The sequence below is a fragment of the Paenibacillus amylolyticus genome, assembly GCF_036894225.1.
GTDB lineage: Bacteria > Bacillota > Bacilli > Paenibacillales > Paenibacillaceae > Paenibacillus > Paenibacillus amylolyticus.
Map to the genome: position 1 here is coordinate 19977 of NZ_CP145894.1, position 13878 is coordinate 33854.

Annotated in this window: 11 protein-coding genes; all 11 read left to right on the forward strand. The window is 39.4% G+C overall.

The genetic code is table 11. From position 1 onward, the window contains the following. Positions 1 to 204 precede the first annotated feature (204 nt). The 11 genes from V6668_RS31925 to V6668_RS31975 all read left to right on the forward strand — a co-directional run bounded on the left by V6668_RS31925 (position 205) and on the right by V6668_RS31975 (position 13837). Positions 205 to 891 (forward strand): ArpU family phage packaging/lysis transcriptional regulator, encoded by a 687-nt coding sequence (locus V6668_RS31925; protein ID WP_338709257.1) that lies wholly within the window; start codon positions 205 to 207, stop codon positions 889 to 891. 181 nt (positions 892 to 1072) lie between these two features. Continuing rightward, the gene (locus tag V6668_RS31930; RefSeq protein ID WP_338709258.1) at positions 1073 to 2044 is read left to right on the forward strand and encodes a hypothetical protein; all 972 of its coding nucleotides are present in this window, start codon (positions 1073 to 1075) and stop codon (positions 2042 to 2044) included. Between the two features lie 39 nt (positions 2045 to 2083). Beyond that, positions 2084 to 2896: a metal-dependent hydrolase gene (locus tag V6668_RS31935; protein WP_338709259.1), complete on the forward strand. Its 813-nt coding sequence runs from the start codon at positions 2084 to 2086 to the stop codon at positions 2894 to 2896. Positions 2897 to 2914: 18 nt separating this feature from the next. After that, positions 2915 to 3313: a hypothetical protein gene (locus tag V6668_RS31940; protein WP_338709260.1), complete on the forward strand. Its 399-nt coding sequence runs from the start codon at positions 2915 to 2917 to the stop codon at positions 3311 to 3313. Positions 3314 to 3371: 58 nt separating this feature from the next. Continuing rightward, entirely contained in the window at positions 3372 to 3734 is a 363-nt protein-coding gene (locus V6668_RS31945; protein WP_338709261.1) for a hypothetical protein, read from the forward strand. Continuing rightward, positions 3731 to 6148 carry a hypothetical protein gene (locus V6668_RS31950; RefSeq protein WP_338709262.1) on the forward strand — a complete coding sequence of 806 codons (2418 nt, stop codon included), beginning with the start codon at positions 3731 to 3733 and terminating at the stop codon, positions 6146 to 6148. Before V6668_RS31945 ends, V6668_RS31950 begins: the two co-directional genes overlap by 4 nt. Continuing rightward, a complete protein-coding gene (locus V6668_RS31955) occupies positions 6145 to 8250 on the forward strand; it encodes a hypothetical protein (RefSeq protein WP_338709263.1) in 2106 nt (701 codons plus the stop codon). The genes V6668_RS31950 and V6668_RS31955 overlap by 4 nt, the downstream gene beginning before the upstream one ends. Further along, positions 8244 to 10106: a helicase HerA domain-containing protein gene (locus V6668_RS31960; protein ID WP_338709264.1), complete on the forward strand. Its 1863-nt coding sequence runs from the start codon at positions 8244 to 8246 to the stop codon at positions 10104 to 10106. Before V6668_RS31955 ends, V6668_RS31960 begins: the two co-directional genes overlap by 7 nt. Positions 10107 to 10108: 2 nt before the next feature. Next, positions 10109 to 11245, forward strand: a complete 1137-nt coding sequence (locus V6668_RS31965) for a M23 family metallopeptidase (protein WP_338709265.1) — start codon at positions 10109 to 10111, stop codon at positions 11243 to 11245. Between the two features lies 1 nt (position 11246). Then, a complete protein-coding gene (locus tag V6668_RS31970) occupies positions 11247 to 11537 on the forward strand; it encodes a hypothetical protein (protein ID WP_338709266.1) in 291 nt (96 codons plus the stop codon). Between the two features lie 5 nt (positions 11538 to 11542). Continuing rightward, on the forward strand, positions 11543 to 13837 hold the full coding sequence (locus V6668_RS31975) for an FtsK/SpoIIIE domain-containing protein (protein WP_338709267.1): 2295 nt from the start codon (positions 11543 to 11545) through the stop codon (positions 13835 to 13837). The last annotated feature ends 41 nt before the right edge of the window (positions 13838 to 13878 follow it).

Consider the following 13878-nt stretch of genomic DNA (forward strand, 5'->3'; position numbering starts at 1 on the left):
CTCCTAAATATGATTGAACTTACTTCTAATATAATCTCAAAAATAATTGCCCTTGGACATAGTTATGTTATCTATGTCTATAAATTTGTCATTAGTTTAAAGTTGGCTTTAAATTAACCTTAATAAAATTTATTGTGGAGTATAAAATCATACAACTTCGATTTTACATAAAGAACTATCCCTAAAAACCGGAGGTAAAAAATAGTGGAAAATTTCAATCGAATTATGGTGACGGAACAGAATATTTTTGCAGTACCTAAAGATTGGCTTATCATCAGGTATGAGCACCTACAGAAGAAAATTAAAACTTCCAAAGACGCAAATCAGGTGTTTGATTTCAAACGAGAAGTCGGAATCATTGATGGTTTTTTTGAAAGTAATAAAGAACCTCAAAATTTATCTGAAGTTGATCAAGATGAGGTACGTATACCTAAGCCGTTAAAGAGCCAATATGTACCGATTGTGGAGGCTAGGTTAGATACACATTATCAAAGAATGATAAGAAAAACAGAACTTGGCCGAGACATAAAGTATGCTTCAGAATTCAGAGCTGCCATGCCTAAAATTACAGCAAGTTATAACTTGTCTAGTGGAGGATCTGCTGGAGAGTATCAGTCTTCGACAGAACAGGCTGTGCTCAAACCGTTCGATAGATATGAGCGGCTCCAGCAAGAGCTATATGATCTGGAAGAGGATATGTATATGATGTCCAGTGTAGTGATCCCTAAGTTAGATTCCGAACAAAGGGAGTTAATAGAGAAGCGTTATTTCACGAAAGAAAGGGTCACGGACAATCTTGTAATGGACGTTCTATGCTGGCATAGGGCTAAATATTATCGGATAAAGAAAGCAACTTTATTGAAAATAGCGAGTGAGCTCAAGCTCATTTAGAAAATACTTTTTGCGAACTAAATACAAACTAAAAGTGTACTAAAAACGAACAAAATACTTGAAATAAAGTGATATATTAATAGCGTGCAGTTCCTAAGTCGCCCAATGTGGCGACTTTTTTTATTATACATTCTTTTAATTTATAAATGAGGTGAGAGTATTGCGCGTTATTTTGTTTCAGTTGGATATCAATGAATTGACGTATCCAAATATCAAATTTATTAAATCAAACTCTATGGAAGATCTTGAAAAATCACTTCAACTAAGTCGTCCAGATTTAATTTTAGTACGAGAAGATGATGTTTACTCTGTTTTAAAAGAAGCAAGTAAATACAGCATTGATTTGGCTGTTCTTGTGAATGCCCTATCCTCAACATTGCTTCGTAAATATACAGCGGATGGTGTTAAACATGTATGGGGATATGAAAACTGGATTGAAGAAATTGGTCAAGAATACGATTTAGTTGTGCCAAACGATCAGAAAGCGGAAAAAGAAGAAGACCAACGTACCTTTGATTTTCCTACGAGGACTACATTTATCGCAGTTGGCGGGGTCTACGATGGAGCCGGTAGTACACATACTTCTTTGATGTTAGCTCAATATCTAGCTTATACCACGCGAAAACCAGTCGGTGTTTGGGAAGCAGGGCCTAACCCACGTTTTGGATTTTATGATTTTGTTTTGAATGGCGATAGGGGCACGGAACGATCAAGATTCGAGGTAGGGAACGTAACTCTATTTAAAGGTGATGTGGATTACAGTCAGATCAAATCCGTGGCTCAAGACTTTACATACTTCATTATCGATTTAGGACGGATTGAGGGCATGGCTGACAGTATAGAGATATTTGCGAATGCGGACCTGCCGGTACTCATTGGATCTGGAAGTAGTTGGAGAACCATTGAGATAGTTACCTTCTGTCGCAATAACATCAATCTTCCTCAAGACCGCTGGAGAATCGTATTACCTTTGGCGACAAATGACGCTAGAGAACAAATGCAAAGCATATTAAGAGGTAGACCCGTATTTAATGTGCCGTGTTACACAGAACCCTTTTCAGTCCAAGATGACGAGGACGAAACTCTACAAGGGATTTTATCTCCTGTACTACCTCAAAAAAGAAAACGAAAACTATTCGGTTTTTTAGCTTAGCTTGAGTGAGTTCTGCTGGGAGAGGAGGTGAGATAAGAGATGAATAAAAAGGGACATTTAGCTTCTGCCATTGCAGCTGGAACAGGAGTATTACTTATGTTGCCATCCATTAATGCAGCGACGAGTTTGCTACCGTCTATAGCCCTTATTCTAGGTGCAGCTGCGGGTGGGTTTTCACCCGATTTTGATCATAAAACGAGCACGGCCAGTCAACTCATTCAATTTTCTGCTAAACGGAGGGCGAGATTGCGTTTTCTGGCGATGTGTTTCCTCTTTATTGGAACATTGATTTGGGGATGGGCTAAGTTTAACGTATCACCCACGCCAGAATGGTTGGTACATAGTGCACCACTATGGATCGGTGCCGGTTTAATTTGTTCACTGGCTGCCAGGCTGAGGGTTATTGTATTGATCGGACTCGGTGTAATGTTGGTTTGGGGATATAGTCAGAATGATTGGCACTGGGTTTCAGTTGTTGCCGGCTGCTCATTTTTGCTATTGCCATTCGTTAAGCATAGAGGTGTCATACATTCACCTGAATTTGCACTACTGCTGAGTTATAGCTTATGGCTATTTAGCGGTGAACAAGGCATCATGGTTCAGGCATTAATGCTTGGATTTATCGTAGGATGGTGGGCTCATCTGGTGGGGGATTGTTTTGGGAGGGAGGGCATATCGTCGTTATTAATTCCCAAGTTCAAAGTGGCATTAAAACTTTTCCACAACGGAGGCCAAACGGAAAGCTGGATCTCGCGGTTTTGTTGGATCGCCAGCATATGTATTTGGATGATCCTGATTAGTCGGAATTTCCATGACTTCGGTTTGATGCTTTCCAGCAAACTTCTCCCATAAGAAGAAAGGAATTATTATATGAAAAAAACATGGATGTCGCTCATGATCATGATCATGAGCTTATTTGTATTGCCGCTTTCTGCCTTTGCAGATGAAAGTAATCCAATGACTAAGATCAAAGAAGAGGTGAAAATCGACTTTGGTATTATAAACGGAATGAATTTCTTCTTTACTCCTTTGGGTAAAGTGATTTCTCTTATCGTATTCGCAGGGTTACTTTTCTTAATCGGTAGAATTATATGGAGAATCGTTAGAGTTTCAACAGGAAAAGCATCCCTAAAGGACAAATGGTTCTGGATAGAAAACGGAATATCATTATTGATTATCTTCTTAATTATTAACGGATCTTTCTTCGCTTTACTTGAATCCATTTTCAGTTGGACAGATAAGCAGGATCTCGTTGGTCCGACAGAATAAAGTAAACTATCAAGCGGCGTCCTTGCAAAAGGACGCCGTTTTTTAAGGAGTGGCTATTTTGTATCTTGCCTATATACCAGAAGACTCAGGTAATGATTCGGTGGATCCTAATGCTCAGTATTTAGATCAATTGAAAAAGGTATACGTCGTAGATCCGAACGCTGTGGATACAGTAAATTGGGTACTTGTTTTCGCAGGTACTATAGGAACCATTATATTTGTGGTCGCGATTGTAGGGTGGATATATACCTTTGTTCTATATATGGCTTCAGTCTCTCTAGGAAGAGCATCTTTGAAAAACAAAAAATTCTGGATTCAAATGGTAGGTAGCTTGTTTGTGATCATATTCTACTCCACCGGTGTTCTCTTTGCATTTGGTTCAGAAATGTACAAATTGCTTCAATCATGGGGGACATTATGAATAATTTACAACTTAAACGCATTGGAGTTGTAATGATTCTTATTTTTGCGTTCATTACATCTTTTGTACCTTATAACGCAGCGGCTTCAGAGGTGCAAAGTACAAGTTCCAACACAAGTACATCACAACCACCATCAGGAGAGGAAGTCCAGTCTGAATCTGGATCGGGCTCAGACAAATGGTACATACCAGACTGGGTTATTGATCTCATTGAGAAGATCGACAATATGATTCAAAATTTCAAAGATTTAATGTCTGGAAAGCTTATTAAAGAAGCTATCGTTGGTTTCATTGTTCTTATGACAGACGATGCATTAACTCCATTGTACGATGCATTTTCAAAGGGTTTTCTATTTACACCGCAAGTAGCCGAGATTGATGGTGTTTGGTCAACCTGGTCCATATTTATGATTCTTGCAATGGTTGCTATATTATTAGCTGTCTTGTTTTTGTCTATTCAAGTATACCGAGGAAAGGCCGCATTAAAAACGATTTTAAAAACGTTTATTGGTGCATTCGTTATCAATTTTATAAGTTTAACCATCTTGAATATCATCAATGTTTTAATCAATATGGGTACTCAAAATATGCTGCAAGGTGCCTTAGGAACGTCTGGAATTATATATCAAGGTTTAGATGGCCAACAAATCCTTAAAGCACTTATTGTAGGCGTGGAAGGTATTACTGATCCAACATATGCGGGTCAAACATTAGGGCAAGTGGTTGTTGAAACACCTGGTGGAGTATTTGTTCTAATTTGCTATTCCTTATTCATTGTTCTCCCATTCTATTTAGTTGTTGTAGGTAAACAATTAGTGCTCATATTGATGGCTGTTCTGGTACCAGGATGGATATCTTATGCTGCATTTTCTGGAAAATATGAAACCTTGATTGGATTTCTTAATCTGTATATCCGAACGTTATTTACTGGTTTTCTATGTGCTATATATTGGGCAATATTTGTACAGCAACAATCCAAATGGTCTAAAGGAGAAGGCTTTTTTGCTGCTTTAGGTATCCCTCCCGTATTGCTTGCTCTATTTATGGGTTTAATGTTACTCTTCGCAATCTACTTTATATGGATTAAGCCACTTTTCAGTGCGATTAAAAATCCGATCTCTCTGAATGGTGCAAATGTTGTAGAGGGTCTTAGTAAGTTTGGTGTGAAAACCTCAGAATCCTTATCTAACATGGGTAAGCGCTTCGGATCCGAGGGACTACAAAAGAGAGCATCAGACTTAGAACATGCATCTAGAAACCTAGGAGATACTGCTGAAAGGATAAAAAATCAAAGGAGTGTTACTGCGGATAGTATTGCGTCGAGGTTAACAGGCGGGATATCTGATTCCATGCGGAATTTGGAATATAAAGAACCTGAAACCTGGGTGAAGGAAAGCAATAATATTATTTCGGTTGAGGAAAATGATATTGAGCTGGGTACTGCTAAAACATTTGTTTCTACCGAGAACATGGAGAAAAAACTTGTAGAAAAGGGTTTTGCAGCTGGAGCTGTGATTGATATCAAGGGTGACGATAAAAAAACAGTAGAAGCACAGCTCGCAAGTCTGGAATCGGAGCAAAGAGAAGGAATTCGGTGGAGCACTCACACAGGAAAATTATTTATACCTGACGTGGCTGATAATGTCTATGAGTCTTTACAGAAAGCCGGTGTAGACGTTTCCGTTATCCAGGAGAGCTTTGAGAAAGATGGTCTAGCAGTCCAAATGGAGACAGGTAAGCCAATGATGCTTGAAGAAACAAAAGGCGCAGAGAAAGCCCTGAAAGCGGTAGAAAAGGCGTTACCATATCATGTTGAGACGAATCTATCTCCAGCAGATGCAAACCAGATGTACAAAGAAATGTCCAGTCGATCAGATGAGTTTGATTGGGTTGATGATTTGCAAATGGAGAATGACAAGCTTTGGATCCCTAAAGAACATGCAGAGGATATTCAGCATGTCATGGAAGAAATGATTTCGAACCTTACTAATAAAACCAGAATGGACTTTCCAAAGAATGCTCAGTTTGCTGAGAAGATGATAACTGAATGGAAAGATCATGCAGGCAAGGAATGGGCTAAAGAGATTGAATTGGGCAAAGATGGATCTCACGTCTATGTTCCGGAAAAACATAAAAAAGAATTTGTTAAATCATTTGATGAGTATAGAAAGGATAAGACTCCGTTTTGGCGAGCTCGTAATGGTAAAACTTATGTGGTTAAAGATGGGGTTCCAGTGATGAATGGACAACCGCCTTTGAACGGTCTGGATATGGGCAGCTATGAAGCATTCCAAAATGAAATGCGTCATAAGCATGCAAGCCAGAAAAGAAAGACTAGACCGGAAACTAGGAGTAAACCAGAGACCAAAAAAAAACCTGAAAATAAGGGAGTTGGAGGTGGTGAGAAAAAATGAGTTCAAATGAAGAGCGCAAAGAACTTCAAGAAAAAGAGGATCAGCTCCTTCGTGTCACTGTCTTGGGTGATATACGGGAGGATGCTGAGTTTCTAGGATTAACGCTAACGGACATCGTTTGGATTGTGATTAATACGTTAGTTTGGGGCTTTCTTATGGTTTATGTTTTTCCATTTTCCATTTGGTTCAAGGGAATCTGGATAGCACTAGTCTTCGTATTTAACCTTGTTGGTAGAATGAAGAAGTGGCCCTATCGTCGCAAACGATTTATTAGATATATCCGACAGAAGAGAAATGGAGATGTGGCCGCTTTTATCGAACAGCTAGGTACGGAAGAAGACAGCTGGATATACCGTAACAAAAACAATAAGCGTGTACACATCGTTGCATCTATGGGCGCAATGCCCTGGAATACTTCTCTCTATAAAGAGAAGCAAAACCGTATTCAGGAATATGAAATGTTTTTGCGAAGCCTAGTCATGGAAGGTTTCACTGCAAGCGTAACTTCTGAAACAGTTCCTGACTTTCGACATGACTTTTGGGAACAAAAAAGACATACGGCTTCGGTCAATGATGGCATAAAAATGTTAAGAAATGGCCGAATAGATTTATGGGAGGATCTTGCTAACGCTGGTGAAGCCAAACGCAGCGAATACACGGTGACATTAAGTATTGACGAGAAAAATGTATCTACGATAGAACAAGACGAAGAAGATCAACTTAGTAACTCCGAAAAGAAGAGAAATCGCTTTATGACAGAGCTTCGACAAAAGAAAGAACGTATTTTTGTTCATCTGGAACGGTCCGGTCATGATGTTAATATACTTTCTGGGTTTGCAGTTCCAGAGATTCTAAGCCGATGGCTACACAACAAAGCGTGGGAGGAATGGAAGGTGTCTGGAGGTGGATGGGAAGAAGAATCAGATCAACATGAAGCGGATCATGAATCTACTGATACAAAAGTGGCCAAATTGCACGAACGATTTGCTCAAATGATATCTAGAAAACAGGTGGATGAGACGGCTGTAAGTAAAGAGGAATTGAATGGAACTCTAGAACTTTCAGATAAGGATACATCAGAAACACCAGAAGACACCGTAGAGACAGCTTTAAGGGCTATCCCTACAAAAGGTGAGGTTAATCGGAAAAGACCGCTAAACGCGATTTTAGGGTTGTTTAAGCGGATTTTGGTTCTAAGAAAAAAAGAAAAAATAAGTAATGAAGATGCTTCTTCTGATGATTTAATAGAACAAGAGGAGCAAGAAAGTGTTCATATTACAGAATCCAAGAATGAGAAGAAGCCAATACGAGATCTACTTCTAAATTTAAATGTGCTGAAATTAAAGGTGAAATGGTTTGAAAGGTCACGAAAGGCTACAATTATTGAACCGGTAAGGCATTCTGATCCGGATGAGATCGCTCTCGAATCTTCTAGTAATCAAAAGGATGTGGTTCCTCTTAGCGTAATTCCTAATGCCGTTACTGCATTAACATCCAAAGGATCAACAGGAACTACGTTTCTTGCTTCAAATTTAGCCGTGTCTACGAGCTTATCAGGCTATCGTACTGTACTCATTGACTTATCTCCTGATCGTGGAACTCTCACTGTTCTAAATCCAAAAAAAGTTTCAACATCAGAAGGATGGGAAAATTGGGAAACAAGGCACTCGCCTGAACAGCTAGAAATCAAAATACCTGGACATTATCCTACTTTTGAAGAAATCGTGAGTTGCATCGATGCGGCTGCTGTAGATTCAATTGTAATTATCGATGTGCCATGGGGTTATCCCGATCGACCAGCACTTGAGGAAAAGTATGGGCTTGTAGCAGTTCTTGATTGTGATTACCATCACTGGTTGCAATTTGAGCTATCTAATAGTGAGTGGTCAGGTCGCTTCTGGTTAAATCAGACCGATGAAACAATGACTAAATTTATGTCTCAACTTATAAAGGAGCGTTATTCAAAGGAGTTTTACGCTATAACACCCTACTATACAAACGCTAATAAATCGCTTTACCAAGGTAGACCTCTTACTCTTGATCCAGAGTTAAGGTCTATTTTTTGTGAGCACATGATGGAGGTGACATCTGAGCAATGCTAACCTATGCGAAACGTATAATTAAAGAATGGAGAAACGAACCAGAACAGCTATTGGTGAATCCAATTATTGAAGGTAAAGATAAGCATACCGGGCATCATGTGCGTGTCCTCATGATTAAGAAATATCATCCTTCAATTCTTGTAGGATATTTGGATCGATTAGACACCATTGTTTCTCGGAATGGAGCGACCCTACGTAAAACCATCCGTTATGCACCAACAGAAATGAAATTCGATTTCAAAATGAAAAATAAGCTTGCTCGATTGGATGAAAATCTGAAAACTGCAAGTGAAATGGATCCTGCTCGCAAAGCAGAGGTAGTTGCAAGACAAACTATCCTAGCTCTGAGAGATGGCCAAAATGATGATGATCGTAAGATCCTGGACATACAGACGTTTTTAACTATCTCTGCTGATAAAAAGAATAAATTAGATGCTGCTGAAGCAAGTCTACAATCATGGTTCAGGAATCATTCAGGAGAACTTGATAATTTATACCGTGAACAATTCGAAGCTATGCGGCAAGTCGCTCCAGTCCAAGACATCTACTCAGAAAACAGTGAGTTCTTTAATAAAAAACATTATGGTCAAGTTACGTTTGACTATATAGCCGCGCGAACATATCCCATGACACGGGGTTCCTTTTCAGAAGAGGAAGGGATGTATTTTGGAAGAAGAACTGAAGACGGTGGTTTCTACTTCATAAATTTATGTGATCCTAATGATCCTAGAGCTCAAAATGTTGCTGTATTCGGGAAAACGGGTGAAGGAAAGAGCTTCTTTTTGAAGGCGCTAGTCGTATCACTGGTGGATGAAGGTGTCGTATGTTTTGTATTTGACCTAGATGGAGAATGGGAGGATCTGTGTAAAGCAGTCGGCGGTATCTACATGGATCAGATGACTGACGAAGGTTTATATTTTGAACCTCTAACCATTATGCCGAGGATTAAAGAGATCGATAGCGATTCTATTAAATACAATAAAAACAGATACAAATCTGCGATTAGCAGTGGTATACGGACATTTTCTCTACTTGCTGAGAGATTGAGTAGGGAAGAGGTATACGAAGTAGGTGAGGCTATTCGAGCAGTATACAAATTAGCCAACATTGACAAGCGTAATCCGGATACATGGGAAAATTACGACGGGCCAAGGCCGACAATTCATGAAGCATTTCGCCAACTAGAATTAAGAGCCATTGAAGGAAATGACGATGCTAAAAAGGTGTACAACCGAGTCAAGGTATACTTTATTGGTGTCTACGATGATATGTTTGGAAAAGAAGCACATTGGGACTTCAATCATGATGCGCCTCTTGTTGTGTTCCGCGTAGGTAGTGGGCAAACGGATAGTGAGAGCGACGAAGAAGTAGATGAACAAACTAAACAAGCTCAAATAAAAATGTCTATGGGTTTTGATATTGTAAATGCCAATATTCATTTGCTCAAGATTATGGGTCAAGGATTTTCAGCAGTATTAGTAGATGAAGGACAAAGGCAGTTAAGAAATAAACATCTAAGGCGTTACGTATTTGACTGGTACACAGCAATTCGGAAGCAAAATGGCATGATGATTCTTGCCGGTAATTCGCCTGCTATTATGCTGGATACCTCAGAGGGTATTGGAATGTTTGAGAATACGAATCATCGCGTTTATTTCTACATGGAACAATCTGCATTACGTAAACTATCGCAGCATGTGGATTTTCCTATTGAGATACAGGAACGCATTGCCGAGAATGAAGGTACCAATCGTTATATCATTCAGCATCATAAACGTTATGATGAGCTGATTATGCATGTGCCACCTGAAGAGGCAGCTCTCTACAAAACTCGCGGTCTTAAAAAGACGGGCTGATTATGGAAAGTGCAAAAACAAACTCTACCTTTAAAAAGTTTGGATTCTGGAGGTTGCTCCTATCTTTAAGTCCAATGCTAATCATTATCATAGGTGTAATATTCGCTGTGGCAATTGTTGCACTGCTAATATTTACACCTTTTTTAATTATGTCGAACCAGGATCAGTTGTCTCATAAATATAATGCTAGTGAGAATTTTGACTGGGATACACCATCTCAGTTAGACAGCGATGGACAAGCTTATATGTGGCCGGTGCCTACAATCGCTCGAATGACCTCTGAGTATGGCACTCGGATCCATCCAGTTACCGGTGTAAGGGGTAAAATGCATCATGGTATTGATATAGCAGCTGGACCAGGGAAAACAGGAGGTCAGCCTATTTATGCTATGGCCGGAGGTACAGTTACAGTCGCTGGTCCGGTTGGTGGCTACGGTCAAGCTATTTATATTGACCATGGTAATGGTTTGGTTTCCAAGTATGGCCATTTGGAGGCTGCGATGGATGTAGATCCAGGATCGGTAGTAACCAAGGGTCAAAGGATAGGTCGAATAGGATATGGTCAGGTCGGGACTTCAACTGGGGAGCATTTACACTTTCAGATTGAGAAAAATGGTTCGTCCGTCAATCCTCTTAATTATGTGCAGCCTCCTGGATCATCTGGGCCAAGTAAGGTAAACAATTTGGATATCTTTGTATACAAGCCTTTAAATATTGAGGCCACGATGAAATATCTGCAGAAAAAAAACTCTTCCTTCGCGGATCGATCGATTCTCGAAATGCTAAATCGCGTGGGAAAAGAGAAAAATGTGGATCCGCATTTATTGCTTGCGATTCCAGGACAAGAGCAAAGTTTTGTTCCACGATCAAACAATCAAGCTGAATTAATCATGCGTAACCCGTGGAACGTTTTCGGTTGTTGGTGTAGCGGGCGAGGTTCAAAATTAAATACTGAAGAAGCTGCAAAAATTGCAGCAAATACGATAATTAAATTGTCCAAAAATAGACCAGAAGGTAGAGATCCTATTGAATGGTTGTCTGCTAAAGACAACCCATCAGGCGCTTATGCAGGTCATGGTGACTGGTGGAGAGGTGTATCTACGTTTTACAAAATAATATCAGCATTGGACGGTGGTTAGGTTGGGAATGGTGATTGTTGTTATCGCAATCGTCTTATGGATTTCACATAAAAAAACAGGTAATGTGGGAGTCAATGGGGCAGCTGGCAGCGGGTTTAAACTCCCAGATTGGCTTTTTAAAGGGATTGGGATTTTCCTGCTGATCATGCTTATTCTTAATGTTTCTGAAGTTTGGATATTTGTTAAGAGTGAATCTAACAATTGGTGGCCACTTGTTAAAGAAAGTGGTCATAATTTCTCTAAGCAGCTTCGGGAATTTTTTGGATATATGTCTGAAGGAGGAGGGAAATAGCTAATATGGAAAACTATCAAAAGAAGGAAAGTTTTGCTGCATACGTCACACGAATTACAGGTATTGCGACCGCCATTTGTTTGGGCGGTCTTTTTTTAGGTTTACCCGCAGCTTTGGAACCCTTGGCCGGATTGGTAGCGCGTTACTCCATAGTCACATGGGTTGCCTTGGTCGGTGCGCCTGCTGGAATCAAATGGATTTGGGTCAATCATAAAAAAATAAAAGGAACTGTACAAGTGATTGGTAACAAAAGCCAGTCAATTGTAGCGACGGTTGTACAAACGGTTCCTGAAATTACATCTAGAGAAGAGATGCAGAACAATTCCCAGGATGTAAATTCGAACAGTCTACAAACGTATAAAAATGATAATACTGAACTACCCATACCACTGAGCTATCTACCCATTAATCCAAACCCTGTACCTCGTGGAGCTTTAACGGATGAAACGGCTCCTGATTTTATCCGCAATACCATTCAAATGGCAGGAATTACAATGGATGAAAATCCAAAAATATTAAAGATAAATTCCGGACCTACATTACAATCCATCACTTTTCAATTGCCGCGTGGACTTCAACTTAGCACATTAGTAAAAAAGAAAGATGATTTGGCGAATCATACAGGGTTAACACAAGGTTTCGCCGTTGAGTCAGGAGAATTTCAAAGCTCGGCTACATTTGTTGTACCTCAAGAACATAGAGCTTTTGTTTATTTAAGAGATATAGCCGCAAGCTTTATCAGGTTTTCAGAATCCTCAATACTTCCAGTAGTTTATGGTAAAGATACTACAGGCAATCCCATTTTCATGGATTTATCGAAGCTTCCTCATCTGTTGGTAGCCGGAACTACAGGATCAGGTAAATCAGTATTCATTAATACAATTCTTCAATCATTGATATCTGTCCGATCGCACAAACAATTGAAGTTACTGCTTATAGATCCTAAAGTGGTAGAGCTGAAAATCTATAATGGTATGCCGCATCTATTGCTTCCGACAGTAACAGATCCTAAAAAAGCAAGCTTAGCTTTAATGAGAATGTGTGTAGAAATGGATCAAAGATACGAAAAGTTTGCTGCTGTAGATGTTAGAAATATTGAGCAGTATAACAAATTATGTCCTGCAGATCTTATTCCCTATATTGTTATTGTGGTTGATGAGTTAGCTGATTTGATGATGGTAGCCAGTGGAGATGTTGAGGATTCTATTGTAAGAATAGCTCAAAAAGCACGAGCTGCTGGTATCCATTTGATTTTAGGTACTCAGCGACCATCTGCTGATATAGTTACAGGTTTGATTAAAGCCAATTTACCGAGCCGTGTAGCTTTTCAGCTGCCAAGCTCACATGACTATCGAACGATTCTAGAGGGTGCCAATCGAACCTTATTAGGACAAGGTGATGGTGTTTGTAAATTAAAGAATGGTAAATTGATTAGGTTTCAATCTGCTGCAATAAGTGGCGACGATGATGAAATGGTTCAATACATTCAGGAGACCAAAAGATATTGGAATAGTAGATCAAGTGAATTTGGTTCTACAATTCAAGAAAATAATATCTTAGATAATCCAAATGAAATGGTTACAGAGGAAAAGCGAAATTTAGAAGACACTAGAGAAGACACTAGAGAAGACACAAGAAATGTAACTGACCATGGTACGGATTCTAAACTCGTAATTGAGGAAGGGCAGTTATCATTAAAAACCGATAGTACTTCACTAGAGGGTGGATTTAGAGACAACGCAGCTGTAGTTGGAACGGACACTAATCAAGATAGCAGTGAAATTTTCAACTGTGAGTCCACGTTTGATTTGAAAGAGGATACAGAACTAGACTCGTATGATCATTTTGTCTCCGTTATTAAACGCTGCGGTGGATGGTCAATGTCTATCACGAATGAGCATTTGAAGATCGACATGCCTAAAAATATTAGGTACGTTGAACGAATGGTAAGAGAGGGTTTACTGAGTGAGTATTTCGATCATGGTCTTAGGAAGCGGCCATGGATAGGAGATGATGATAATGATGAAGATGGTAGTTTGTCCGATGAATCTGCCTTGATGGAGAAAACCAAAGAATATATTTGTCATATTAGATCTACAAGAACAAGTGAAATTCGAGACTACCTACGTGTTCGAAAAGAAAAGGCGTTAAAAATCATGCAATTGCTTGCTGAAGAGGGTTTTTTAGAACGACCTATGCATGCCAATAGTGGTTATACGATTGCATGGAGCGAAGATCAGATACAAGAATATCTGGATGGATTATTGGACAGTAATGCGGAGATACAAAAAGCATACTAAATGCGAACAAAAAACGAACTAAAGCCGAACTAATTTATTGC